General features: G+C 67.4%; 24 protein-coding genes and 1 tRNA gene. 16 read left to right on the top strand and 9 right to left on the bottom strand.

Annotated elements, in window-relative coordinates; translation table 11 throughout:
• The first annotated feature begins 4 nt into the window (after positions 1–4).
• The gene (locus E7773_RS04580; protein WP_293988776.1) at positions 5–2,527 is read left to right on the top strand and encodes an ATP-binding protein; all 2,523 of its coding nucleotides are present in this window, start codon (positions 5–7) and stop codon (positions 2,525–2,527) included.
• On the opposite strand, the gene typA is transcribed toward E7773_RS04580, so the two are convergent.
• Positions 2,524–4,347, bottom strand: a complete 1,824-nt coding sequence (gene typA, locus E7773_RS04575; protein WP_293988775.1) for a translational GTPase TypA — start codon at positions 4,345–4,347, stop codon at positions 2,524–2,526. The two genes, E7773_RS04580 and typA, sit on opposite strands and share 4 nt — an antisense overlap.
• 167 nt (positions 4,348–4,514) lie before the next feature.
• On the opposite strand from typA, the gene E7773_RS04570 reads away from it, so the two are divergent.
• The gene (locus E7773_RS04570; RefSeq protein WP_293988774.1) at positions 4,515–5,741 is read left to right on the top strand and encodes a toxic anion resistance protein; all 1,227 of its coding nucleotides are present in this window, start codon (positions 4,515–4,517) and stop codon (positions 5,739–5,741) included.
• Between the two features lie 4 nt (positions 5,742–5,745).
• A complete protein-coding gene (locus tag E7773_RS04565; RefSeq protein ID WP_293988773.1) occupies positions 5,746–6,450 on the top strand; it encodes a hypothetical protein in 705 nt (234 codons plus the stop codon).
• 6 nt (positions 6,451–6,456) lie between these two features.
• Here the strand turns inward: E7773_RS04565 and E7773_RS04560 are convergent, their stop codons facing one another.
• Genes E7773_RS04560 through ubiA form a run of 4 tightly spaced genes read right to left on the bottom strand, consistent with a single transcriptional unit; the run spans position 6,457 to position 10,053 of the window.
• The gene (locus E7773_RS04560; RefSeq protein WP_293988771.1) at positions 6,457–6,927 is read right to left on the bottom strand and encodes an MAPEG family protein; all 471 of its coding nucleotides are present in this window, start codon (positions 6,925–6,927) and stop codon (positions 6,457–6,459) included.
• A 28-nt stretch (positions 6,928–6,955) separates the two neighbouring features.
• The gene (locus E7773_RS04555; RefSeq protein WP_293988769.1) at positions 6,956–7,729 is read right to left on the bottom strand and encodes a 3'(2'),5'-bisphosphate nucleotidase CysQ; all 774 of its coding nucleotides are present in this window, start codon (positions 7,727–7,729) and stop codon (positions 6,956–6,958) included.
• 13 nt (positions 7,730–7,742) lie between these two features.
• Positions 7,743–9,089 (bottom strand): TldD/PmbA family protein, encoded by a 1,347-nt coding sequence (locus E7773_RS04550; protein WP_293988767.1) that lies wholly within the window; start codon positions 9,087–9,089, stop codon positions 7,743–7,745.
• Between the two features lie 31 nt (positions 9,090–9,120).
• A complete protein-coding gene (gene ubiA, locus E7773_RS04545) occupies positions 9,121–10,053 on the bottom strand; it encodes a 4-hydroxybenzoate octaprenyltransferase (RefSeq protein WP_293988765.1) in 933 nt (310 codons plus the stop codon).
• A gap of 111 nt (positions 10,054–10,164) precedes the next feature.
• On the opposite strand from ubiA, the gene E7773_RS04540 reads away from it, so the two are divergent.
• From E7773_RS04540 to E7773_RS04525, 4 genes are read left to right on the top strand one after another with little or no spacing between them, the layout of a single operon-like run.
• Positions 10,165–10,596: a DUF2147 domain-containing protein gene (locus E7773_RS04540; RefSeq protein ID WP_293988762.1), complete on the top strand. Its 432-nt coding sequence runs from the start codon at positions 10,165–10,167 to the stop codon at positions 10,594–10,596.
• Positions 10,597–10,622: 26 nt separating this feature from the next.
• Positions 10,623–10,769 (top strand): hypothetical protein, encoded by a 147-nt coding sequence (locus tag E7773_RS04535; protein ID WP_293988760.1) that lies wholly within the window; start codon positions 10,623–10,625, stop codon positions 10,767–10,769.
• 9 nt (positions 10,770–10,778) lie between these two features.
• Positions 10,779–11,525 (top strand): 16S rRNA (uracil(1498)-N(3))-methyltransferase, encoded by a 747-nt coding sequence (locus E7773_RS04530; RefSeq protein ID WP_293988758.1) that lies wholly within the window; start codon positions 10,779–10,781, stop codon positions 11,523–11,525.
• Between the two features lie 33 nt (positions 11,526–11,558).
• Complete coding sequence (locus E7773_RS04525; RefSeq protein ID WP_293988756.1) at positions 11,559–12,932, top strand: glutamate--cysteine ligase; 1,374 nt, start codon at positions 11,559–11,561, stop codon at positions 12,930–12,932.
• On the opposite strand, the gene E7773_RS04520 is transcribed toward E7773_RS04525, so the two are convergent.
• Together E7773_RS04520 and E7773_RS04515 are read right to left on the bottom strand one after the other, a co-directional pair.
• Positions 12,901–14,256, bottom strand: a complete 1,356-nt coding sequence (locus E7773_RS04520; RefSeq protein ID WP_293988754.1) for an isoprenylcysteine carboxylmethyltransferase family protein — start codon at positions 14,254–14,256, stop codon at positions 12,901–12,903. The genes E7773_RS04525 and E7773_RS04520 overlap by 32 nt on opposite strands.
• Positions 14,257–14,308: 52 nt before the next feature.
• Positions 14,309–14,443 carry a hypothetical protein gene (locus tag E7773_RS04515; protein ID WP_293988751.1) on the bottom strand — a complete coding sequence of 45 codons (135 nt, stop codon included), beginning with the start codon at positions 14,441–14,443 and terminating at the stop codon, positions 14,309–14,311.
• A 208-nt stretch (positions 14,444–14,651) separates the two neighbouring features.
• Between E7773_RS04515 and E7773_RS04510 the strand changes: the two genes are divergently transcribed.
• Positions 14,652–14,725 (top strand) — tRNA-Gly (locus E7773_RS04510).
• A gap of 44 nt (positions 14,726–14,769) precedes the next feature.
• On the opposite strand, the gene E7773_RS04505 is transcribed toward E7773_RS04510, so the two are convergent.
• Both E7773_RS04505 and E7773_RS04500 read right to left on the bottom strand, forming a co-directional pair.
• Complete coding sequence (locus tag E7773_RS04505; RefSeq protein WP_293988749.1) at positions 14,770–15,264, bottom strand: ureidoglycolate lyase; 495 nt, start codon at positions 15,262–15,264, stop codon at positions 14,770–14,772.
• Positions 15,265–16,452: a urate hydroxylase PuuD gene (locus tag E7773_RS04500; protein WP_293988746.1), complete on the bottom strand. Its 1,188-nt coding sequence runs from the start codon at positions 16,450–16,452 to the stop codon at positions 15,265–15,267.
• 148 nt (positions 16,453–16,600) lie between these two features.
• On the opposite strand from E7773_RS04500, the gene puuE reads away from it, so the two are divergent.
• The 8 genes from puuE to guaD are packed head-to-tail and all read left to right on the top strand — an operon-like array spanning position 16,601 to position 25,165.
• The gene (puuE, locus tag E7773_RS04495; protein WP_293988743.1) at positions 16,601–17,512 is read left to right on the top strand and encodes an allantoinase PuuE; all 912 of its coding nucleotides are present in this window, start codon (positions 16,601–16,603) and stop codon (positions 17,510–17,512) included.
• A complete protein-coding gene (gene uraD / locus E7773_RS04490; protein WP_293988741.1) occupies positions 17,502–17,999 on the top strand; it encodes a 2-oxo-4-hydroxy-4-carboxy-5-ureidoimidazoline decarboxylase in 498 nt (165 codons plus the stop codon). The genes puuE and uraD overlap by 11 nt, the downstream gene beginning before the upstream one ends.
• A complete protein-coding gene (alc, locus tag E7773_RS04485; RefSeq protein ID WP_293988739.1) occupies positions 17,996–18,988 on the top strand; it encodes an allantoicase in 993 nt (330 codons plus the stop codon). The genes uraD and alc overlap by 4 nt, the downstream gene beginning before the upstream one ends.
• Positions 18,985–19,320 (top strand): hydroxyisourate hydrolase, encoded by a 336-nt coding sequence (gene uraH / locus E7773_RS04480; RefSeq protein ID WP_293988737.1) that lies wholly within the window; start codon positions 18,985–18,987, stop codon positions 19,318–19,320. Before alc ends, uraH begins: the two co-directional genes overlap by 4 nt.
• Positions 19,321–20,718, top strand: coding sequence for a xanthine dehydrogenase small subunit (xdhA, locus tag E7773_RS04475; RefSeq protein WP_293988735.1), 1,398 nt, complete (start codon positions 19,321–19,323; stop codon positions 20,716–20,718).
• Positions 20,711–22,975, top strand: coding sequence for a xanthine dehydrogenase molybdopterin binding subunit (gene xdhB, locus E7773_RS04470; protein WP_293988733.1), 2,265 nt, complete (start codon positions 20,711–20,713; stop codon positions 22,973–22,975). Before xdhA ends, xdhB begins: the two co-directional genes overlap by 8 nt.
• A complete protein-coding gene (gene xdhC / locus E7773_RS04465; protein ID WP_293988730.1) occupies positions 22,968–23,858 on the top strand; it encodes a xanthine dehydrogenase accessory protein XdhC in 891 nt (296 codons plus the stop codon). Before xdhB ends, xdhC begins: the two co-directional genes overlap by 8 nt.
• Positions 23,855–25,165, top strand: a complete 1,311-nt coding sequence (gene guaD, locus E7773_RS04460; RefSeq protein WP_293988727.1) for a guanine deaminase — start codon at positions 23,855–23,857, stop codon at positions 25,163–25,165. Before xdhC ends, guaD begins: the two co-directional genes overlap by 4 nt.
• Positions 25,166–25,169 lie beyond the last annotated feature (4 nt).

Raw genomic sequence — 25,169 nt, 5'->3', positions numbered from 1 at the left:
GCGCTTGAACCGGACGACCGCCGAAAATGCGCTGATCCTGGCGCCGCGCGGCCGCGATGCGGACGTCGCGCAGGCGATGTTGCGCGAGGCGGGGCTGGAGGCAGCGGCCGTTCCCGACCTTGCGTCGTTCGTCCAGACGCTTCGCGGCGGGGCAGGGTTCGCGATCGTCACCGAGGAAACGTTGCGCGGCGCCGATCTGCGCGACCTGGCGGGGTTCCTTGCCGATCAGGAAGAATGGTCCGACTTCCCGTTCATCGTGCTGACCGCGCGCGGCGGCGGGCTCGAGCGTAACCCGGGCGCGGTGCGATTGCTCGAGACGCTGGGCAACGTCACCTTCCTCGAACGGCCGTTCCACCCGACCACGCTGATCAGCCTGGCGCGCGCGGCGCGGCGCGCGCGGTTGCGGCAATATGAGGCGCGGACGCGGCTGGTCGCCATCAACGCCGGTCAGGAACGGTTGCGCGTCGCGCTCGCGGCGGGCGGGCTGGGTGCCTGGACGATGGACCTGCGCAGCAACGATCTGCACACCTCGCCCGAGTGCAGGGCGCAATATGGCCGGGGCGCCGACGAGCCGTTCAGCTACCCGGACCTGCTCGACGCGATCCATCCCGACGACCGCGCCCACATGCGCGCCGCGGTCGACCGGTCGCTGTCGACCGGCGAGCATTACGAGGTCGAATACCGCATCGTCTGGCCCGACGGGTCGCTCCACTGGATCCAGGTCAACGGGCGGCTGGAGCACGACAGCCACGGGCGCGTCCGCCAGATGGTCGGCGTGTCGCAGGACGTCACTGCCCGGCGCCGCGTCCTGAGTCACCAGGCCGCGCTGATCGCGCTGGGTGACGGCCTGCGCGAAATGACCGACCCGGCCGAGATGTCGTATCTCGCGGCGGAGATCATCGGGACGACGCTGGGCGTCAGCCGTGCCGGCTACGGCCTGATCGACCGCGCGAACGAGACGATTACCATCGAGCGCGACTGGAACAGCCCGGGCACCGTATCGCTCGCGGGCACGCTCCAGTTCCGCGACTATGGATCGTATATCGACAATCTGAAGCGCGGCGAGGTGGTGACGATCGCCGATGCGCGCCTCGACCCGCGGACGAGCGGCGGCACGGCGGAGCTGGAAGCGATCCACGCGCGCGCATTCATCAACATGCCGGTGGTCGATCACGGCGCGTTCGTCGCGTTGCTCTACGTCAACAACAAAAGCGTGCGCGAATGGAGTCCAGAGGACATTGCGTTCATGCGCGACGTCGCCGACCGCACGCAGGCCGCGATCGAGCGGCGCAACGCCGAGGCGGCGCTCGCTGAGCTGGCGGAATCGCTCGAACGCCAGGTCGAGGAGCGCACGCGCGAGAGCGAGGCGGCGCAGGAGCAGTTGCGCCAGGCACAGAAGATGGAGGCGGTGGGTCAGCTGACCGGTGGCCTCGCGCACGATTTCAACAATTTGCTGACGGGTATTTCCGGCGGACTCGAACTGATCGAGATGCGGATCAAGCAGGGGCGATCGGGCGAGATCGGCAAATATGTCGAAATGGCGCGCACGGCGGCCAAGCGCGCAGCCTCGCTCACGCATCGCCTGCTGGCGTTCTCGCGCCGCCAGACGCTCGATCCCAAGCCGACCGATATCAACCGGCTGGTGGCGAGCATGGATGAATTCCTGCGCCGCTCGGTCGGGCCGGCGGTCGAGATCGAGGTGGTCGGCGCGGGCGGGCTGTGGACAACGCTGGTGGATGCCAACCAGCTCGAGAACGCGTTGCTCAACCTGTGCATCAACGCGCGCGATGCGATGCCTGACGGCGGGCGGATCACGATCGAGACCGCGAACAAATGGCTCGACGCAGCGGCGGCGCGCGAGCGCGACTTGCCGCCCGGCCAATATGTCTCGCTGTGCGTGACCGACACCGGTACTGGCATGTCGCCAGAAACGATCGAGCGCGCGTTCGACCCGTTCTACACGACAAAACCTATAGGCGAGGGGACGGGGCTGGGCCTGTCGATGATCTACGGCTTCGTGCGCCAGTCGGGCGGGCAGGTCCGCATATATTCGGAAATGGGCGAGGGCACGACGATGTGTCTCTATTTCCCGCGGGTTCATTCGCAAGCGCAGCCCGAGCAGGATACGGTCGGCGCCGCCCCGTTGCCGCCGTCGCTGGTCGGCGAGACCGTGCTGGTGGTCGACGACGAGCCCGCGGTCCGCGCGCTGATCGTCGATACGCTGGCCGAGCTGGGATATGATGCGATGGAGGCGGGCGACGGCGTGTCGGGGCTCGCGATGCTACGCGCGCACCCCGGGATTCAGTTGCTGGTGACCGACGTCGGGTTGCCCAAGGGCATGAACGGCCGCCAGCTCGCCGACGCTGCACGCGTCGACCGGCCGGACCTGAAAGTCCTGTTCATCACCGGCTATGCCGAGAATGCGGTGATCGGCAACGGCCAGCTCGACCCCGGCATGCACGTGCTGACCAAGCCGTTCGCGATCGACGTGCTGGCGAACCGGATCCGCGAGGTGATTGCTAGTTAGGCGGCGACCTTCGCCCGGCTCGCCCTTTTCCGCTCATGCGGGTCGAGGAAGCGCTTGCGCAGCCGAATCTTGCTCGGCGTCACTTCGACCATCTCGTCGTCGTCGATGTACGCGATCGCCTGTTCCAGCGTCATCTTCTTGGGCGGCGACAGGCGGACGGCGTCGTCCTTGCCCCCGCTCGCGCGGAAGTTGGTCAGCTGCTTCGCCTTCATCGGGTTGACCTCGAGGTCTTCCGTCTTCGCGTTCTCCCCGATGATCATGCCCTCGTAGAGCGCCTCGCCGTGCCCGACGAACAGGATGCCGCGATCCTCGAGCGGGCCGAGCGCGTAGCTCTGCGCCTCGCCCGAGCCGTTGGAGATCAGCACGCCGTTCTTGCGGCCCTCGATATTGCCTTTGTGCGGCCCGTACTTCTCGAACAGCCGGTTCATGATCCCGGTGCCGCGCGTGTCCGACAGGAATTCGCCGTGATAGCCGATCAGGCCGCGGCTGGGCGCGGAGAAGGTGATGCGCGTCTTGCCGCCGCCCGAGGGGCGCATGTCGGTCATCTCGCCCTTGCGCTGGTTCATCTTGTCGACGACCGTGCCCGAATATTCGTCATCGACGTCGATCACGACGGTCTCGTAGGGCTCGGTCTTGCCGCCATTCTCGTCCTCGCGAAACAGCACGCGCGGGCGGCTGATGCCGAGTTCGAAGCCCTCGCGGCGCATCGTCTCGATCAGCACGCCGAGCTGGAGCTCGCCGCGGCCCGCCACTTCGAAGCTGTCCTTGTCGGCGCTTTCGGTGACCTTGATCGCGACGTTCGATTCGGCCTCGCGCTCGAGCCGGTCGCGGATCATGCGCGACGTGACCTTGCTGCCCTCGCGCCCCGCCATCGGGCTGTCGTTGACGGCGAAGCGCATCGACAGCGTGGGAGGATCGATCTTCTGCGCGTGGATCGCTTCGGTGACGCTGGGGTCGGCGATCGTGTCGGCGACGGTCGCGACCGTCAGGCCGGCGAGGCTGATGATGTCACCCGCGCGCGCTTCCTCGACGGGCACGCGCTCGAGTCCGCGGAAGCTCATCAATTTGGAGGCGCGACCGGTCTCGATGATCTTGCCGTCGTCGTTCAGCGCATGGATCGGCTGGTTGACCTTCACAACCCCCGACTGGACGCGCCCCGTGAGCACTCTGCCGAGGAAATTGTCGCGGTCGAGCAGCGTCACGAGGAAACTGAACGGAGCATCCTCGTCGAGGTTCGGCGGCGGCACGTGATCGACGATCTTCTCGAACAGTGGGCGCAGCGTGCCTTCGCGCAGGTCCGGATTCTCATTGGCGTAGCCGTTGCGTCCCGAAGCGTAGAGCACCGGGAAATCGAGCTGCTCGTCGGTCGCGTCGAGCGACACGAACAGGTCGAACACTTCGTCGAGCACTTCCTGGATGCGCTCGTCGGGCCGGTCGATCTTGTTGACCACGACGATGGGGCGCAGGCCGAGCTTGAGCGCCTTGCCCGTCACGAACTTGGTCTGCGGCATCGCGCCTTCGGAAGCGTCGACCAGCAGGATCACGCCGTCGACCATCGACAGGATCCGTTCGACCTCGCCGCCGAAATCGGCGTGGCCGGGCGTGTCGACGATATTGATCCGCGTGCCTTCCCACTCGACCGAGGTCGGTTTCGCCAGGATCGTGATCCCGCGTTCCTTTTCCAGATCGTTCGAATCCATCGCGCGCTCTTCGACGCGCTGGTTGTCGCGGAACGTGCCCGATTGACGGAAGAGCTGGTCGACGAGCGTGGTCTTGCCGTGATCGACGTGGGCGATGATCGCCACGTTGCGGAGGTTCATGATCGGTCCTGATTGGGGCGCCCGAAGGCGGGTTCGAGGGCGCGCATAGCGCAATTGTTGCAATGCGGAAAGGGGCGGCCGGGGCTTGAGGGTGAATTAGTTGAATAATACACTTGGCGATGCGCTCCGCAGTGATTACTCTGGGCGCATCCGTTCAGGAGGAATTGATGGCGACGACCCCGACTGTTGGCCCGACCGAGACGACCACTGCCGAGCCCGATCTGGTGCTGACCGCGCCCGATCCCGTGCCGGTGGTGACGCCGACCAAGGCCGCCGGGCTGGTACCGGTCGACGACGCCAAGAAGACCGAGCTCGAATCGCGGGTCGAGGCGTTCGTCGAGGATCTGGTCGCGCAGGACGTCGATTCGCCCGAGTTCGGCAAACGCGTCGATGCGATCACCAGCATGGGGCAGAAGGAAATCCGCGAGGCCGCGTCGCAGTCGAACCGCTTCCTCGACCGTCCGGTGCGCGCGATGGACAAGGAGGGCGGGGTCGGCGCCGATCTGGTCCAGCTACGCCTGACGATCGAGAAGCTCGACCCGGCGAACAACGGCAAGTTCTTCGGCGGCGGGCGCGGGTTCCTCGACAAATTGTTCGGGACCAAGCTGACCGGTTATTTCGACCAGTACAAATCGTCGCAGAACCACATCTCCGCGATCCTGAAGAACCTGTCCTCGGGCAAGGACGAGCTGTTGATGGACAATGCCGCGATCGACACCGAGCGCGGCAATCTGTGGACATCGATGGGCCGGCTCGAACAGATGATCCACCTGTCGAAGGTCATGGACCAGAAGCTGGAGGACAAGGCCAACGACCTCGACGCGACCGACCCGGCCAAGGCCAAGGCGATCCGCGAGACCGCATTGTTCTACGCCCGCCAGCGCACGCAGGATTTGCTGACGCAGATGGCGGTGACGGTGCAGGGCTATCTGGCGCTCGATCTGGTCAAGAAGAACAATGTCGAGCTGGTGAAGGGGGTGGATCGCGCGAGCACGACGACGGTCGCGGCGTTGCGCACTGCCGTCACGGTGGCGCAGGCGCTGACCAACCAGAAGCTGGTATTGGAGCAAGTGACTCAGCTCAACACGACCACCGCGAACATCATCGATTCGACCGGCAAGCTCTTGAAGTCGCAGACCGCGGCGATCCACGAACAGGCGGCCGCCTCGACCATCCCCGTCGAGGTACTCCAGCGCGCGTTCCAGAACATCTACGACACGATGGACGCGATCGACGTGTTCAAGATGAAGGCGCTCGACAGCATGAAGACGACCGTCACGACGCTGTCGTCGGAAGTCGAGAAGTCGAAGGGCTATATCGCCCGCGCCGAGGGCCAGGCGCAGGCCGCGCTCGAAGGGCCGTCGGCGGATACGTTCAAGCTGGAAGCGGTGTAGGCGTATGTCATCGACTGACGAGGTTATCGCGAAAGCGCGCGAAACGCTGGAGCGTACCTCGATGCAATATCAGGCGGGGCCGGGCCGGCGCGCGCGCGAGAACGACATGGCCAAGCGCGTGACGCGCGCCGCGGTCGCCGATCTCGCGATCATCGGTGTCGCGGTGACGCTGGGGCTGGTGGTCGGGCCGATCGGAATCATCGGCTTCTTCCTGATGGTCGTCGCGATGCTGATCGCGACCGCGGTGCTGCTCGCGACCCCCGCGAGCGCCCCGCCCACGTTCGAACGGTTGCGCCAGACCGACCTCAAAGCGCTGCCCGCGCAGACCGGCCGCTGGCTCGACGCGCAGCGCCCCGCGCTCCCCGCGCCGGCGATCAGCGTGGTCGATCAGATCGGGCTGAAGCTCGACGCGCTGACCCCGCAGCTCGCGACGCTCGACGACGACGCCCCCGCGGCGGCGGAAATCCGCAAGCTGGTGGGCGAGCAACTCCCCGAGTTCATCAAGGGCTACGAGCGCGTGCCGCAGGCGCTGCGCAACGTGCCGCGCAACGGCAAGACGCCCGACCAGCAACTGGTCGATGGGCTGAAGGTGATCGGCGGCCAGATCGACGAAATGGCGGGGCAACTGGCACAGGGCGACCTCGACAGCTTGCAGACACAGGGGCGGTTTCTCGAGATCAAGTATCAGGGGGATACGGCGGGGGTTTGAGCCAATTCAGCTGCCGGTCGCGGCACGCCACAATATATCGCCCGCCATGAATATGATGATCAGCGAACCCGGCGTCCACAGCGCGGCTCGAAGGTCATGCGTCTGCGCCGACAGATAGGCCACGAAGTGCAGCAAGCGCGTGACGACGTATGCGGCGAACAGAATGATGGCGAGCGTCGGCGGTGGAGCGATCAGCACATAGAGCAAACCCGCGATTAGAAAGAAGGGCAGGTTCTCCAGATCGTTCATCTGGATGCGCCGGATGCGTTCGACGCGTTCGTTTGGCGCAAGCTGCGAGGGGTTGGGATCGCGGTTCAGCCGAGTCCGTCGAAGGTCTTCCGGACTGCGAAATCCGCCCTTTTCGCCGGTCATCCGCGCAACAGTCAGCCATGACATGGCGACGCCTTTCAGGACCATCGTTGCAGCAGCAGCGGCGTAAGCGGCGAACACCGGATTGGACAGCGTCAGTAAGTTCATCTTTTACCCCCCAAGCGACGCGGCGAGGCTAACGTGGCTTCCCCAAAGCCTCAACTGCGCGGTCATGCAGCCGCGCGAGCGCCGCCAGCTGGATCGCGGGCGCGGTCACTAGCACGCCGAACGCCTCCGCCCTTGGCGTGTTGAACCGCAATTTCCGCCCCAGCGCGTCGCTCACCGCGCAGCCGGCTTCGCGCGCGATCAGGACGGCGGCGGCGATGTCCCATTCGTTGCCCCAGCGGATCGTGGCGAGCAGGTCGGCCTCGCCCGCCGCCACCATCGCGATGCGCAGCGCGATCGAGTTGGGCTTGGCCACCGCGACCAGGTCGTGATCGACCTTGGGCAAGGTGTCGGTCGGGGTGCGTGCGCCGGGGAAGGCGGTGCGGCCGCTATGCGCCAACGCCACGCCGTTGAGCGTCGCGCCCTTCCCGGCTTCCGCACGCCACACTTCCCCGCGCGCGCCCGCGTCGAGCACGCCGATCACCGGCTGCTCGCCGTCGACCAGCGCGACCGACACCGCCCAGCCGTCGCGACCGCGAATGTAATCGCGTGTGCCGTCGATCGGATCGACCACCCAGACACGGCGCTTGCCCAGCCGCGCGGGGTCGTCGGCCGTTTCCTCCGACAGCCAGCCGGCGTCGGGGAGCAATGCGGTCAGCCGCTCGCGCAGCAAATTGTTGACCGCCAGGTCGACCTCGCACACCGGGTTGCCCGGCGCCTTTTCCCAACGCTTGAAATCGGTGCGCCACAGCCCGAGCGCATAGGCGCTCGCCTCCGCGGCGATCGCGGCTATGTCGTCCGCCAAAAAACTGTCGGCTTCAGGCACCCGCGACCGTCATCCCGTCGATACGCAGCGTCGGCACGTTGGTTGCGTAGCGGAACTCGAGGTCGTTGGCGGCGGTCAGGTTTAGGAACATGTCCTTGAGGTTGCCGGCGATGGTGAATTCGTCGACCGGCGTGGTGATAACGCCATTCTCGATCAGGAACCCCGCCGCGCCGCGGCTGTAATCGCCGGTCACGCCGTTGACGCCCATCCCGATCAGCTCGGTGACGTAGATGCCGCGCGGTATGCCGGCGAACAGATCGTCGCGGCTGACCAGCCCGGGCGCGATGTAGGTGTTGCTGCCGCCGACCCCCGGCGCGCCCGATCCGCCGCGCACCGCGTGGCCGGTCGGTTCCAGCCCCAGTTGCCGGGCGGAGGCCGATTCGAGCAGCCAGGTCTGCAAGATCCCGTCGCGGATAATATCGGTGGGCGACACGGGCAGCCCTTCGCCGTCGAACGGGCGCGAGCGCAGGCCATGCGGGCGATGCGGGTCGTCGGTGATCGTGACGCCGCTGGCGAAGACTTGCTCGCCCAATTTGCCGAGCAGGAAACTCGTCCCGCGCGCGATTGCGGCACCGGCGATCGCGCCGATCAGATGCCCGACCAGCGACGATCCGACGCGCGGGTCCATGACGATCGGCATCGGGCCGCTCGCGGGTTGGACCGGGTTGACGCGGGCGACCGCGCGCTCGCCGGCCTTGCGACCGATCGCCCTTGGCGCGTCGAGCTGCGCGCGGTGGCGGGCGGAATGGAAGGCGTAATCGCGCACCATCGCGCCGCCTTCGCCGGCGAGCACGCTCGCCTGGATGCCGTGGCTGGTGGTGGCATAGGCGCCGGCAAAGCCGTGGCTGGTGGCGAGCGCCCAGGCCATGCGGTTAGCCGACGCGCCGCCGCCTTCGGAGTTGGTCACACCGGGGACCGCGCGGGCGGCGTCCTCGGCCGCGAGTGCGGCTTCCTTCAACGCGGCGGGCGAAGGCTCGTCGCCGTCGTGCAGGTCGAGATCGGGGATTGGCCCCTTGAGCAAGCGGTCCTCGGGCGCGAGGCCGGCCCATTGGTCTTCGGGCGCCTCGCGCGCCATCGCGACGGCGCGTTCGACCAGCACGTCCATCGCCTCGCTCGACAGGTCACTGGTCGACACCGACGCCGATCGCCGCCCGACGAACACGCGCAGGCCCAGTTCCTCTTCCTCCGACCGCCCGACATCCTCGAGGCTGCCGAGCCGCACCGATACGTCGACGCTGGCCGATGCGCCGAGCACCGCGTCGGCGGCGTCGGCCCCGGCGGCGCGGGCGCGGGAAACGATATCGTGGGCGCGGTCGCGCGCAAGGTCGGGAGTCAGCATGCGCGCGACTTAGGTAGCGTGGAGGCCAAGGTCAAAAGCTGGTTTGCCCGACGACGAGGCATGCCATGAAAATGAGAAAGCCGGCGTAGCGGTTCGCGCGGAAGCGATGGAGCGCGTTGGCGCCGTCGGCGGGGACGAGCGTCGCGACCTGCCAGGCGAAATGGACCGCGGCGGGAAGCAGGGCGACGAGCACGAGCCAGTCGGGGCGCAATTGCCAGAACGCCGCCGCCCAGCAGGCGAGCGCGAGCGTGTAGAAGGTCGCGACGCCGGGTTTCACCCTTGCCCCCAACGCTCGCGCCGACGACCGCACGCCGACCAGCGCATCGTCCTCGACATCCTGCAGCGCGTAGATCGTGTCGTAACCGATCACCCAGAACACCGACCCCAAATAGAGCAGCGGCCCGGGCATCGCGAGCGACCCCATCACCTCGCTCCACCCGACCAGCGCGCCCCACGAGAACACGATACCGAGCCACGCCTGCGGCCACCAGGTGATGCGCTTCATGAAGGGGTAGGCGGCGACCGGCGCGAGGCTGACCAGCGCGACCACCGCGGCATAGGGGTGGAGCTGGAGCAGCACGACGACCCCGATCAGGCACAGCGCGACGAGCCAGACCCACGCCGCCCGGAGCGACACCGCGCCGCTCGCGAGCGGGCGGCTGCGCGTGCGCGCCACTTGCCGGTCGAGATCGCGGTCGACGATGTCGTTGTACACGCACCCCGCGCCGCGCATCGCGATGCTTCCCAATGCGAGCCACAGGATCAGGTCCCAGCGCGTTCCCTCCATCCACGGCCACGCGCCCTTCGCCAGCGCGACGCCCCACGCGCCGGGCCAGAACAGCAATTGCCACCCGATCGGCCGGTCGAACCGCGCGAGCAGCGCCAGCGCGCGCGGATAGGGTGGCAACATCCCCACCAATCCGCGATATTGCGTGTCGGGGACGATTTCGGGTTCCACAGTCATCGTGCGTTCACTAGGCGAACGGCAATTGCCGCACCAGCGCCACGCTTTGCCTCACTGTCGTCATGCTGCGACGACAGGAAGAAGGCGGGGGCGGCATGTTTGGAGTGCGTGATGAAGCTGACCGTGTCCCGATTGCTGGCCGCCGCCGCGCTGACGCTGGCGCCCGTCGCGCTTGCCACGCCCGCCGAGGCTGGCCCGGCGCGCGCGATCGTGTCGTCGTGGACCGGGGTGTGGCGCAACACCAACAATACGGTCCATATCAAGGCCGCGCCGTGCGGCGCCAACATGTGCGCCACCGTGATCTGGGCCGATGACAAGACCAAGGCGTCGGTCGCGGCGCGCGACCACAACATCATCGGCATGCAATTGCTGCGCGATTTCCGCGAATCGGGGCCGAGCGAGTGGAAGGGCACGGTCTATGTGCCCGACCGCGACATGACGATATCTGGAACGATCACGATGCTCGACCGCAACACGTTGAAGGCGGAAGGGTGTTTCCTCGGGATGTTCTGCCAGACGCGGCACTGGCAGCGGATATCCTGACGCGCCGCAACCGTTAGGGCCTTTGCATGGTCCATCTCTCCGTCGCCATCGCCCGGTTCGCCGAAACCTTGTTCTGGGGGATCGCCCAGGCAGCGGGGCTGGCGCTGATCGGCGGCGCGACGGGCATCGCGGCATTGCTGATCGGGTGGCGCATGATGCGAAGGCGGCGCTAAAGGGAGGGCATGCCTGCTACGCCCGCCTGGCCCCCGCGCTCTACGCCACGGCTGTTCGTCGAAACGCCTTTAGCAGAGGGCGGACAGGTGCGTGTCGACGGCGGGCAGGCGCATTACCTCTTATCGGTGCTGCGGTTGAAGGCGGGCGACCCGGTCAAGCTGTTCGACGATTCGACGGGGGAATGGCTCGGCGTCGCGAGCATCGTCGCCAGGCGCGACCTAATCCTCGACGTGACCGCGCACCTCCGCCCGCGCGACGCGGTGCCCGATTTGTGGCTGTGCGCCGCGCCGATCAAGAAGGGCCGGATCGACTGGGTCGCGGAGAAAGCGTGCGAACTGGGCGTCGCGCGGCTCGTCCCGGTGGTCACGCGGCGGACGGTGATCGACCGGTTGAACACCGAACGCCTGCGCGCGCACATGATCGAGGCGGCGGAGCAATGCGACCGCACGGCGCTTCCCGCGCTCGCCGAGCCGGTTAAGCTGGACGCGTTGCTGCGCGACTGGCCGGGTGACCGTGCGCTGTTCTTCGCCGACGAACTGGATGGGGCGCTCGCCGCCGAAGCGATGGCGGCGCACAACGGCCCGGCGGCGATCCTGATCGGTCCCGAGGGCGGGTTCGACGATGCCGAGCGCGAGGCGATTCGCGCGCTCCCGCAGGCCGTCGGGATCAGCCTTGGCCCGCGCATCCTGCGCGCCGACACCGCCGCCGCTGCCGCCGTCTCGATCTGGATGAGCGTCGCGGGCGATTGGGCCTAGCGCGCCGCTTCCCGCAGCCCTAAATCGCCGCGCATGACGACGAAGACCGTGACGGACACGAACGCAGCGGTCATCGAGGACCGGCAGCAGCTGATCGATTTCTTCGCGAGCGGGGAGAAGCCGGCGGAGCGCTGGCGGATTGGCACCGAGCACGAGAAGTTCGTCTATCGCACCGACGATCACCGCGCCCCCTCTTGGGACGAGCCCGGCGGGATCCGCGACCTGCTCAATGGCCTGACCGAGTTCGGGTGGAAGCCGGTCGAGGAGAATGGCAAGATCATCGCGCTGACCGGCGCCGACGGGTCGGTCAGCCTCGAGCCCGCTGGTCAGTTCGAACTGTCGGGCGCGCCGCTCGAGAACCTCCACCTGACTTGTGCCGAAACCGGACGGCACCTTCAGCAGGTCAAGGCGATCGGCGACAAGCTCGGGATCGGGTTTCTCGGCTTGGGCATGTGGCCCGACAAGACTCGCGCCGAGCTGCCGATCATGCCCAAGGGGCGCTACGCAATCATGCTGCGGCACATGCCGCGCGTCGGGTCGCTCGGACTCGACATGATGCTTCGTACCTGCACGATCCAGGTCAATCTCGATTATTCGAGCGAAGCCGACATGGTGCGGAAGTTCCGCGTCGGGCTGGCGCTGCAACCGCTCGCCACCGCGCTGTTCGCCAACTCGCCGTTCACCGAAGGCAAGCCCAACGGCATGCTGTCGTACCGCAGCCATATCTGGTCGGACACCGATCCGCACCGCACCGGCATGCTGCCGTTCGTGTTCGAGGACGGGTTCGGGTACGAGCGCTACGCCGATTACGCGCTCGATGTGCCGATGTACTTCGTCTATCGCGAGGGCCAGTATCTCGACGCGTCGGGCCTCAGCTTCCGCGATTTCCTCAAGGGCGAGCTGTCGATCCTGCCCGGCGAGAAGCCGACGATCGACGATTTCTCCGATCACCTCTCGACCGCTTTTCCTGAAGTGCGGCTCAAGACCTTCCTCGAAATGCGCGGGGCGGACGGCGGGCCGTGGAGCCGGATTTGCGCGCTGCCGGCGTTGTGGGTCGGGCTGCTCTACGACCAGGGCGCGCTCGACGCGGCGTGGGACCTCGTCAAGGACTGGTCGATGGCCGACCGCGAGGCGCTCAGGAATGCGGTGCCCGAGCTCGCGCTCGACGCGCCGTTGCCCGACGGCGGGAAGTTGCGTGATATCGCCAGCGAAGTGCTCGACATCGCGCACGCCGGGCTGACCGCCCGCGCCCGACTGGATGCCGGCGGGAGCAACGAAACGGGGTTCATCGAGCCGCTGCGCGAGGTCGTGCGCACGGGGAAGGTCCCGGCGCAGCTATTGCTCGACCGCTACAACGGCGAATGGAGCGGCGATATCAGCCGCGTTTACGGCGAGATGAGCTTTTAGCGGCCGGCGCGGGCACGGGGACCGGTAGCGCCGGGCTGCCCCGCAACCAACGGAAGAAGCGCGGCACGACGCCGTTGCGCTCCATCCACTGGTAATATTCCTCGTACGCCGGATCGGTGCGCAGGTGGCGCTCCTCGGTCCGCGCGCGCCAGTAATAGACCCCCGCGACGATCCCCATCAGCGCGGTCGCGCGCACCGCGTCGACCCAGCTCCCCGTGGTCAGGAACGGCACGGTCGAGATCATCCAGAACAGGTTCTTTGACAGATACGCCGGGTGGCGCGACCAGGCATACGGTCCGTTGGTCAGGATCCCGCGATGCGTCAGGTTGGAGAAGCGATAGCCGAACGTGACGGTCGCCCAGGCGTAAATGCCGGTCAGCCCGACCAGCACCGCGCCGATCACGCCAAGCAGGACGGGGTAACCGGCAAACCAATTCCACCACCCATCCTCGCCGAACGTCCCCGGATGGTAATCGAGCGGGCCGCCATCGCCCATCAGCACGAACGGAGGATAGCAGATCAGCGCCGCCATCCAGCCCGCCGCGTACGGATTGGCGGTGCGGATGTGCGAATCGAGCGGCTTCATCGCGAGCAGATAGCCCGCGGTCGCGAACGCCACGTCGATCACGAACATGAAGGTGATCAGCCAGTTGGCGAGCACCACCGGATTGTCGAGCACCCCGCTGATGTCGCCGCGAATGAAATCGCCGAACCCGGGCGGCACGATCGCGAGCATAAAGGCCGTGAAGAACGCCTTCACGCCCCAGCTCTTCAGGTGATTGTAGATCGCTTCTCTGTCGATCGGCTCGTTCAGCCCCATCAGCCACGCGCCGAGGCTCCAGCACCCGTCCTTGGGCTCGACCATGCGGCGGTCGAGCCAGAGCGTGTACGGGATCGACACGACGAACAGCACGGGCGCGAGCCACATGAAGCACCACATCGAAAAGGCGAAACCGCCCACCCAATAGAAGCGCCCGACCATGTAGATCGCGGCGATCGCCCCCCACGTCAGCCACAGCCCGGCGAGCTTGGTGATCGACACGTCGATCGTCTCGCGCCACGGCCGGGCGTTGGACCAGTCGATCCCGGTCGATGGGTTACGGTGCACCTTGTCGACCAGGACCGACCACAGCACCATTGGCACGCCCGCCGCCGCGACGTTCACGAGCGCGGCGTACGGCCCGTCCATCCCGAACCACCGCGCGACCGCCACCCAGCTCAGCAGTCCTGCCAGCCCGACCAGCCCAGTGGCGGTCGAGACGGCGGATTTAGGACGCGGATCGGCCTTGGCCGCAGCGGTGCCGAGTGCGGGATCGTGATACATGCGCGCATCCGTACGCGCGCAATGGTAAGCAAGCCGTGAAGGATGTTCGGGTCTAGCCCGGCTTGTTCGCCTGTCCGAGCATCGTGATCAGCAACAGGAACACCCCGATCACGATCGCCGCGAGCACGATTTGCTTCACGCTGACCTGGATAGGCCGTCGGCGACGGGTAAGGGGGCGGTGGGACATGGAGGGAAGGGGCTTTCGGTACGCGTTACTGTTGCGGCCCGAAACCGTTCAGCGGGGTGGAAGTTCCGGGCCACTTGGTAAAATATGGCGCGACAACGCCGCTCCATCGATCTTAACCGCGTTGCGGCGACCGCCGTCGCGCGACATTCGCGACGTTCAGGTTGACCGATCCGCGCTGGTCATGGCAGGGGCGAGCGATCGCCGATGGGCGGGTGTAGCTCAATGGTAGAGCAGAAGCTTCCCAAGCTTACGACGAGGGTTCGATTCCCTTCACCCGCTCCAGCGCCACGCACCTTGCCCCGCGCTAGGGCAATATTCTTAAAATTTCAGCGGCATACACGGATCTGGTCGCGTGGCATCAGCTCGACTTCGTCGCAATTGTCGCCGGGGCCGGCGCGGTCGATGACTAGGAAATCGCTTTCGGCGTCGAGCGCGAGCAGGAAGTGGTGCCACACGCCCTTGCGATACTGCACGCCCTGATCGGCCTGCGCGTAAAAAACTTCGACCGAAGCGGGGTCGAACGCATCGCCCGGCGCGACCGCGACGAGATAGGGGCGTCCGCTTAGCGGTATAAAGGCCTGGCTGCCCAGCGGGTGGCGTTCGAACACTTTCAGCACGAGCGGGTCGAGAGGGCGACCGCGGAAAATGCTGATGATGCCGACGCCGCCACCGTCCGCGACATCGATCTCCGCCAGGCGGTCATGGCGCGCGGTGTTGCCGTAGTTGATCGCCAGCGCTGCGGCGGGGTCGCCCACCTCGATCACGTCGCCGAAGGACGCGAAGGCCTGCGCAGTCAGCGGCTGGGGGACGACGTCGCGCACTCAATCGCCCTTCGAATTGGCCTGGATCCACGCGCCAAGCTTGGCGCGCTCGGCCGCGGTCATCCCGGTTTCGTTACCCAGCGGCATGTTGTCGCTCTTCACCGCGCGCTCCAGGATTTGCGGCGCGTGGGCGCGCAGCGCCGCCTCGCTGTCGAACACCGCACCGTTGGGCGGCGCGGTGATCCCCGGATGCGTCGGCTTACCGGCGTGGCACATGCTGCAATGGCGATCGACCAGCGTGCGGATCTCGGCATAGCTCGGCGCGGCGCCGGCGGGCGCGACGGGGGCCTGCCGCGCGGTCTGGTTGAGCGCGGCGACCGCAAAGAAGAGCAGAAACGCGACGAACAGGATCCAGTAACGGACCACGCCCTGGTTCTTGAGGTTGAAGAAATGCCGGATCGTCGCACCGATCACCCCCAGCGCGGCTAGCCACAGCCAGTTCAGCGGTGCCGCGAAGATAATCGGATAATGGTTGCTGATCATCACGAACAGCACTGGCAGCGTCATGTAATTGTTGTGGACCGATCGCTGCTTGGCCTGCTTGCCCAGCCGCGGGTCGGGGGTCTGGCCGGCCAGGACCTGCGCCACGACCTTCTTCTGGTTGGGGATGATGACGAAGAAGACGTTGGCCGCCATCACCGTGCCGATGATCGCGCCGACGTGCATGAACGCGCCGAGATCGGAGAAGATTCGCGTGAGTACGAACGCGGCGAGCGAGAGGTAGACCAGCCACGCGATACCGAATACCGCGAGGTTCCGGCCCACGACCGACCGGCACAGTCCTTCGTACACGATGAGCGATCCCGCGATCGCGCCGACGCCGATGAGGATCGCCTGCCCTTGGTCGAGCGGCAGTTTGGCCCGGTCGATCAGGTTGGTTTGCGCGCCGACGTAAAAAATCAGCGACAGCAGCAGGAAGCCGCTGATCCAGGTCCAATAGGCTTCCCATTTGAACCAGTGGAGCTGCTCGGGCATCTCGGCAGGCGCGACGCTGAACTTGTGCTGCTGGTAGAAACCGCCGCTGTGCACGCTCCACAGTTCGCCCGACACGCCGTCGCGTGGGGTGACGGGCGGACGCAGATGGCTGTCGAGCCACATGAAATAGAAGCTCGATCCGATCCACGCGATGCCAGCGATCAGGTGCACCCAGTGCACCGCCAGCTTCGCCCAGTCCCCCCATTCACCCATCGTGCGGCTACCTCGTTGCATGCCGGTTGAAAGGCGGGGGTCTTAAGCAATCAAACGCCGTTCGGGCAGAGTGAATCTTGCCGATGCGGCGTTCGGCGGGTTAGGCGGTGCAATTCCGCCCCGTTCGGGCGGCTGACAGGGAATGATGTTGAACGATCGATCTTACCCGCGCGATCTGGTCGGTTATGGCCCGACACCGCCGCACGCCGCCTGGCCCGGCGGTGCGCGGATCGCGGTGCAGTGCGTGCTCAATTACGAGGAGGGTGCTGAAGCCAACGTCCTCGACGGCGATCCGGCGTCCGAGACCTTCCTGTCCGACATGATCAATCCCGCGGCCGTCATGGGCGCGCGGCACATGAGCATGGAGCAGGTCTATGAATACGGGTCGCGCGCGGGGGTGTGGCGGCTGTTGCGGTTGTTCCAGCGCTACGATTTGCCGCTGACGGTGTTTGGCGTGGCGCTGGCGATGCAGCGCAACCCGGCAGTGGTCGAGGCCTTCCTCGACGCGGGGCATGAGGTCGCGTCGCACGGCTGGCGCTGGATCAACTATCAGTCGGTGCCCGAAGACGTGGAGCGCGCCGACATAGCACGCGCGATCGAGGTGCATACGCAGCTCACCGGCGAGCGCCCGCTCGGTTGGTACACAGGACGGACGAGCCCCAACACACGGCGCCTCGTCGCGGAAGAAGGCGGGTTTCTCTACGACGCCGACGATTATTCGGACGATCTGCCGTTCTGGACGAATGTCGCGGGGCGACGGCAGTTGATCGTGCCTTATTCGCTCGAAACCAACGACATGCGCTTTTCGGGGACGGGGCTGAACACCGGCGGGCAGTTCGAGGAATATCTGCGCGACACGTTCGACACGCTCTATGCCGAAGGGGCGGAACGGCCGCGGATGATGTCGGTCGGGCTGCACTGCCGGTTGGCCGGGCGGCCGGGGAAGATCGCCGGGCTGGAGCGGTTCCTGCGCTATGCACTCGGACATCAGGACGTATGGTTCTGCCGACGCATCGATATCGCACGGCACTGGCGGGCGACGCATCCTCATGCGGCCTAGCACACTCACCCATGACGCGTTCCTCGCGCGGTTCGGCCCGGTGTACGAGGAGTCGCCGTGGGTCGCGGAAGGCGTGTGGCCGGCGGTCGCGCGCGGCGAGCTCGACGATCTGCCGGCGTTGGCGGCGGCGATGCGCGAAGCGGTCGACGCCGCGCCGCACGACGCGCAACTCGCGCTGATCCGCGCGCACCCGCAGCTGGCCGTTGCGAGCAATATGGCCGAAGCGTCGGTCAAAGAGCAGCGCGGCGCGGGGCTCGACCGCTGCTCACCCGACGAGCTTGCCGACTTCCAGCGGCTCAACCTCGATTATCTCGCAAGGTTCGGGCATCCGTTCATCATCGCCGTTACCGGACTGACGCGCGGCGACATCCTCCGCGCGTTCGCCGAGCGGCTCGACAACGATCCGGCGGCGGAATTCGCTACCGCGATCGCGCAGATCCACCGTATCGCGGGGTTTCGCCTCGCCGCTCTTTTTGCTTCGGAATGACCATGTTCGACGATCTGCGCCGCCAATATATCGATCTCGCCCAGCCGCGGCTCGGCACCGAAGTCGTCTACGCGACCGACGATTTCTTCGCCGACAAGGCGCGGCTGATTTCGCCTGCCGAGCCGGTGTTCATCCCCGGCAAATACGACGAGAACGGCAAGTGGATGGACGGCTGGGAAAGCCGCCGCAAGCGCGTGTCCGGGCACGATTGGTGCGTGGTGCGGCTCGGCGTGCCCGGGCTGGTCGCGGGGTTCGAGATCGACACGCGCCATTTCACGGGCAACTACCCGCCCGGCGCCGAAATCGAGGTGTGCCGGAGCGACGAGAATGTGCCGGGAGACGATGCGGGTTGGGCAAAGGTCACGCCGCGTCTCGCACTGAACGGCAACGACCGCGTTTATGTGCCGGTCGAACATGCCGATCCGGTCAGCCATATCCGCCTCCACATCTACCCCGACGGTGGCGTCGCGCGGCTGCGCGTGTGGGGGCGGGTTGCAAAGGACTGGGCGGCCGATTTCGGCACGCCGATCGACCTGCTGGCGATGGAAAATGGCGGGCGCGGGATCATCGCCAATGACGAGCATTTCGGACGGGTCGAGAACCTGACCGCGCCGGGGCGCGGAGTCGACATGGGCGACGGCTGGGAGACTCGGCGGCGGCGTGAGCCGGGGCACGACTGGGCGGTGCTCGAGCTCGGCGCGGCGGGGCGGATCGAGGAAATCGCCGTTGATACCGCGCACTTCAAGGGTAATTACCCCGACCGCTGCTTCATCCAGGCGGCGCGGGAGGCGAGCGGATCGCCCGAGGAGATCGCCGCGCAGGCCGTCGACTGGCCAGTGCTGCTGCCCGAAGTGAAATTGCAGGCTGACCATATCCACACCTTCCGCGACGGCCTGGCCGATCTCGGTCCGATCCGCTTCGTGCGCCTCAACATCATCCCCGACGGTGGCGTCAGCCGGTTGCGGCTGGTCGGAAAGGTCGCATCGTGAGCAGCCTCAGCACGCACGTCCTCGACACCGCGCACGGCCGCCCGGCGGCGGGGATGATGGTCGAATTGTGGCGCGACGGCGCATCGCTCGGGCGCGCCACCACCAACGAGGACGGCCGCTGCCCCGCGCTGGTCAGCGACGGGGCATTCGCGCCGGGCGCCTACACGCTGCGCTTCCACGTCGCGGATTATTTTCGCGCGCAAGGGCTGGCGCTGCCCGACCCGCCGTTCCTCGATATGGTCGCGATCGACTTCGGCATAGCGGACGAAGGGCATTACCACGTGCCGCTGCTCGTCTCGCCGTTCGCCTATTCGACCTATCGGGGCAGCTGAATGAGCGCCGTGCAATTCGTGCTCGACGGCGAGATCGTCTCGCTCGACGCGGTCGAGCCGAGCGCGACCGTGCTCGACCTGTTGCGCACCCGGCTGCAACGCACCGGCACCAAGGAGGGCTGTGCCGAGGGCGATTGCGGCGCGTGTACGGTGGTGCTGGGCGAACTCGACGGTGAGCGCGTCCGCTGGCGCGCGGTCAATGCCTGCATCTTGTTCGTGCCGATGCTCCACGGCAAGGCGCTGGTCACGGTGGAGAGCCTGGCGCGCGACGGGGCGCTCCATCCGGTACAGCAGGCGATGGTCGATGGCCATGGCTCGCAATGCGGCTTCTGTACGCCGGGGTTCGTGATGTCGCTGTACGCGCGCAGCATCGGCGGCGAGGGGACCGACGGTACCCCGGTCAAGGACGTGATCGCGGGCAACTTGTGCCGGTGCACGGGCTACGGCCCAATCCTCGCGGCAGGCGAAGCCAACCCGCCGCAATCGACCGACGATAAAGCCTTTGTTGAACTGCTCCGCAAGATCGGGCCGGCGCGGAGTGGCCCGGGCTGGTTCGCGCCGCACGATGCCGACGAGCTCGCGGCGCTGCTGGTCGAGCATCCGCAAGCGCGGATCGTCGCGGGCGCGACCGATGTCGGGCTGTGGGTGACCAAGCAGCTGCGCGACCTCGGCACGATGATCTTCGTCGGCGACGTCGCGGGCTTGCGCGACGTTGTGGAGGACGAGGATGCGCTGACAATCGGCGCGGCGGTGCGCTATTCCGAGGCGCGAAACGCACTGGCGCGGTTCCATCCCGATCTCGGCGAACTCGTCCGGCGGATCGGCGGGCTGCAGGTGCGCAACGCCGGGACGATCGGCGGCAACATCGCCAACGGATCGCCGATTGGCGACATGCCGCCCGCGCTGATTGCGCTCGGCGCCGAGCTGACGTTGCGGCACGGCGGCGAGCAGCGAACGATGCCACTCGAACAGTTCTTCCTGTCTTACGGCGTGCAGGACCGTCAGCCAGGCGAGTTCGTCGAAAGCGTCCGTATCCCGCGCCCCGCGTCCGGCACGCTGATCCGCATCGTGAAGCTCTCCAAACGTTTCGACAGCGACATTTCTGCGGTGTGCGGTGCGTTCGCATTGCGGATCGACGACGGGTGCATCGCCTCGGCTCGTGTGGCGTTCGGCGGGATGGCGGGCATTCCCGCGCGCGCGCCGGGGTGCGAGGCGGTGCTGACCGGAGCAATGTGGAACGAGGAAACCGTCGAAAACGCGGCGGTGGCGCTGACGCGCGATTATACACCGCTCAGCGACCTGCGCGGATCGGCGGCGTATCGCATCGAGGCTGCCGCGAACCTGATCCGACGGATGTGGTTCGAAACGCGCGAACCGGCGAGTGTGCTCGATGGCTGACGCGTCACCTCATCTGCGCGGCGCGGTCCACGCAGCGATACCGCACGACAGCGCAGTCGGGCACGTCACCGGCGACGCGCGCTATGTCGACGACATTCCGGAAGCGCCGGGCACGCTGCACCTCGCCTTCGGTCTGGCGCGCGAGGGGCATGGCCGGATCGTCAAGCTCGACCTGACCGCGGTGCGCGGCGCGCCGGGCGTGGTCGCGGTGTACACCGCCGCCGACATTCCAGGCGTCAACGACGTCAGCCCGGTGGCCGGCGACGACCGGTTGTTCGCCGACGGCGAGGTCCTCAATCCCGGCCAGCAATTGTTCGTCGTCGCGGCGACCAGCCATCGCGCGGCGCGGGTCGCGGCGCGGCTGGCGAGCGTGACGATCGAGCCGCTTCCCGCGCTCGTCACGATCGACGCGGCGCGCGCCGCCGGCTCGCTGATCGAGGACAGCCAGGTGATGGCGCGCGGCGATGCCGACGCCGCGCTCGCCGCCGCGCCGCATCGTATCTCGGGCAAGGTCGCGATGGGCGGGCAGGAGCATTTCTACCTTGAAGGCCAGGCCGCGCGCGCGACGCCTGGCGAGCAGGGCCAGGTCCATGTCGTCAGCTCGACCCAGCACCCGAGCGAGGTCCAGCATTTGATCGCCAAGGTGCTCGGGCTTAGCCACGCCGAGGTGACCGTCGAGGTGCGTCGGATGGGCGGCGGGTTCGGCGGCAAGGAAACGCAGGCCGCCGCCTATGCCGCGGCGTGCGCGCTGGTCGCGGCGAAGACCGGGCGCCCGGCGAAGATCCGCGCCGACCGCGACGACGATTTCGTGATGACCGGCAAACGCCACGACTTCGAAATTAGCTACGAGGTCGGATTCGACGATGCCGGGCGGATCGAGGGCATCCGGTTCGACCAGGCTTCGCGCTGCGGTGCGACCGCCGACCTCAGCCCGGCGATCAACGACCGCGCGATGTTCCACGCCGACAACGCCTATTACCTGCCCGCGGTCGAGATCGTCTCGCACCGGATGAAGACTCACACCGTCTCCAACACGGCGTTCCGCGGGTTCGGCGGGCCGCAGGGGATGATGGGGATCGAGCGCGTGATGGACGCGATTGCCGCGCACCTCGACCTCGATCCGCTCGCGGTGCGCCAGGCCAATCTCTACGGTTCGGGCCGCGACGTGACGCCGTATAACATGACGGTCGAGGACAATGTCGCGCCCGAACTGATCGCTGAACTGGCTGAGCGTGCCGGCTACGATGCCCGCCGTCGGGCGGTCGCGGAATTCAATGCCGCCCACCGCGTGCTCAAGCGCGGGCTTGCGCTGACCCCGGTCAAGTTCGGCATCTCGTTCACCACGACGCACCTCAACCAGGCCGGCGCGCTGGTCCATGTCTACGCCGACGGGTCGGTCCAGCTCAACCATGGCGGGACCGAGATGGGGCAGGGGCTGATGATCAAGGTGGCGCAAGTCGTCGCCGACGTCTTCGGCGTGCCGGTCGATCGCGTGAAGGTGTCGGCGACGCGCACCGACAAGGTGCCCAACACCTCCGCCACCGCGGCGTCGTCAGGCGCCGACATGAACGGCATGGCCGCGTTCAACGCCGCGCGGACGATCAAGCAACGCCTCGACGACTTCGCCGCGACCCAGGCCAATGCCGCCAGCTGGACCTTCGCTGAACTTTGTCGCCATGCGCACATGGCGCGCATATCGCTGTCCTCGACCGGGTTCTACGCGACGCCCAAGCTGCATTACGACCGCGCGACCCACACCGGACGCCCGTTCCTCTATTTCGCCTATGGCGCGGCGCTGAGCGAAGTGGTGATCGACACGCTGACCGGCGAGCACCGCGTCGTCGCCGTCGATATCCTCCACGACGTTGGGCGCTCGCTCAACCCGGCGATCGACCTTGGTCAGGTCGAGGGCGGGTTCGTCCAGGGGATGGGCTGGCTGACCACCGAGGAACTGGTGTTCGACGACCGCGGCCGGCTGCTCACGCACGCACCGTCGACCTACAAGATCCCGACCGTCGGCGACCGGCCCGAGCGGGTGACGATCGAGCTGTGGGAACGTGGCCATAACGTCGAGCCGACGATCCATCACTCCAAAGCGGTCGGCGAGCCGCCGCTGATGCTGGCGATCTCGGTCTTCTCCGCACTGACGCAGGCGGTCGCGGCGGCGGCGCCGGGCAAGGGCCTGCCCGACCTCGACGCCCCCACGACGCCCGAACGTATCCTCGCGGCGATCGCCGAGTTGCGCGCGCGTGCGTGAATGGGCGCAACAGGCGCGCGCCGCGCTCGACCGTGCACCGACGGCGCTAGTGACGGTGCTGGCGACCGAGGGGTCGGCGCCGCGCGGGCCGGGCGCGCGGATGGTGGTGACGCCGGACGGACTGCACGGCAGCATCGGCGGCGGCGCGCTCGAATATCAGGCGGTCGAGCAAGCGCGCGCGATCCTCGGCCACGCGGTCGGCGCGTGGCGCATACAGGACTATCCGCTCGGCCCGCTGCTTGGCCAGTGCTGTGGCGGGCGCGTGCGGCTGATGATCGAGCATCTCGATCCGGGGGCGAGCCAGTGGATCGAGCGGGACGCCCCGGTCGTGACGCGATTGCTGGGCGACCGGACGGAGCGAACCGGTGATCCGGGAGAGGTGCCACCGCTCTCCGCCCGCGGCGAGCGTCCGGAGGCGTTCGTCGAGCCGTCGGACGTCGAGCGTCTGGCCGTCCTGATGTTCGGCGCCGGGCATGTCGGGCGGGCGATCGCGCGCAAGGCGGCGGATTTGCCGCTGCATTTCGGCTGGTACGATCCGCGCCCCGACGCCGCCGACACGCCCGGTGTGGTGCTCGCCGCCGACGACGCGATGGTCGCCTGCGCCGCGAGTGCGCCTAGGGATGCGGCGGTGCTGATCCTGACGCACGACCATGCGCTCGACTATCGCCTGACCGCCGCCGCGCTGGGCAGCGACGCGCGGTTCGTCGGGCTGATCGGATCGCAGACCAAGCGCGCGCGGTTCCTGTCGCGGTTGGCGCGTGACGGGATCGACGCCACGCGGCTGACGTGCCCGATCGGCGTGCCGGGCATTACCGGCAAGGAGCCCGAGATCATCGCCATCGCCACGCTCGCGCAATTGCTCACGCTGAGGGACGCCGCATGACCCGCCAGGCCTTTCGCGCCGAAATCCTCAGCGTGCCGCACGACCCGCGCACGAACCCGGAGGCGGTTCGCCATGACGCGGACGGCCTGCTGGTCGTCGAGGATGGCGTGGTCCTCGCCCGCGGCCCATACGCCGACCTGCACGCGCAATTCGTCGACGTACCCGTCGAAACCTTCCCCGGCGGGCTGATCGTCCCCGGCTTCATCGACGCGCACGTTCATTATCCGCAGACCGAGCGCATCGCCTCGCACGGCGAGCAATTGCTCGAATGGCTCGACCGCCACATCTTCCCGGCGGAGACCGCGTTCGCCGACCGGCCCCATGCCGATGCGATCGCCGCCTTCTTCCTCGACGAATTGCTGCGCAACGGCACGACCTCGGCGCTGGTCTTCGCGACGGTCCACGCTTGCTCGGTCGATGCGCTGTTCGACGCGGCGCTCGCGCGTAACATGCGGATCGTGTCGGGCAAGGTGCTGATGGACCAAGGCCCGGAAACGCTGCGCGACACACCTGCTAGCGGCCGCGCCGACACCGAGGCGCTGATCGCGCGATGGCGCGGGCGCGGGCGGCTGGGGTATGCGGTAACGCCGCGTTTCGCGCTGACATCGTCCGACGCGCAGCTCGCCGACGCGGGTGAACTGGTCGCGGTGCACCCCGACGTGCTGATGCACACACACCTCTCCGAAAACCTCGGCGAGATCGCCGCGGTCGGCGAGCGCTTCGCCGATGCGCGCGATTATCTCGACGTGTACGACCGGTTCGGGCTGGTCGGCCCGCGATCGGTGTTCGCGCATTGCGTGCACATGAGCGACGCGGCGCTCGCGCGGATGGCGGAGGCTGGATCGGGGATCGCGCTGTGCCCGACGAGCAACCTGTTCCTTGGGTCGGGACTGTTCGATCTGGCGCAGATCGACCGGCACGGAGTCGGGATCGGGATCGGCACCGATATCGGCGCGGGCACCAGCTTCTCGGTGCTCCACACGCTGGGCGAGGCGTACAAGGTCTGCCAGTTGCGCGGCGCCAGTCTCGACCCGTTCCGCGCGCTGTACCTCGCGACCGCGGGCGGCGCACGCGTCATGGGGATCGGCGACCGGGTCGGCGCGCTCGAAGTGGGACAAGAAGCCGATTTCGTCGTGCTGGATGGCGCCGCGACGCCGCTCCTCGCCCGCCGCACCGTCGGGGCGTCGCTGTTCGACAGATTGTTTGCCCTGCAAATGCTCGGCGACGACCGCGCCATCGCGTTCACCTATGTCGCCGGCCAGCGTGCGCACGCACGGTCGGCGTCATTGCGTGGGGCAACGCGATAATTTA

It is taken from the genome of Sphingomonas sp. (assembly GCF_004799495.1).
GTDB lineage: Bacteria > Pseudomonadota > Alphaproteobacteria > Sphingomonadales > Sphingomonadaceae > Sphingomonas.
The sequence above is the reverse complement of the archived record's forward strand: the minus strand, read 5'-3'. Positions and strand labels throughout refer to the sequence as shown.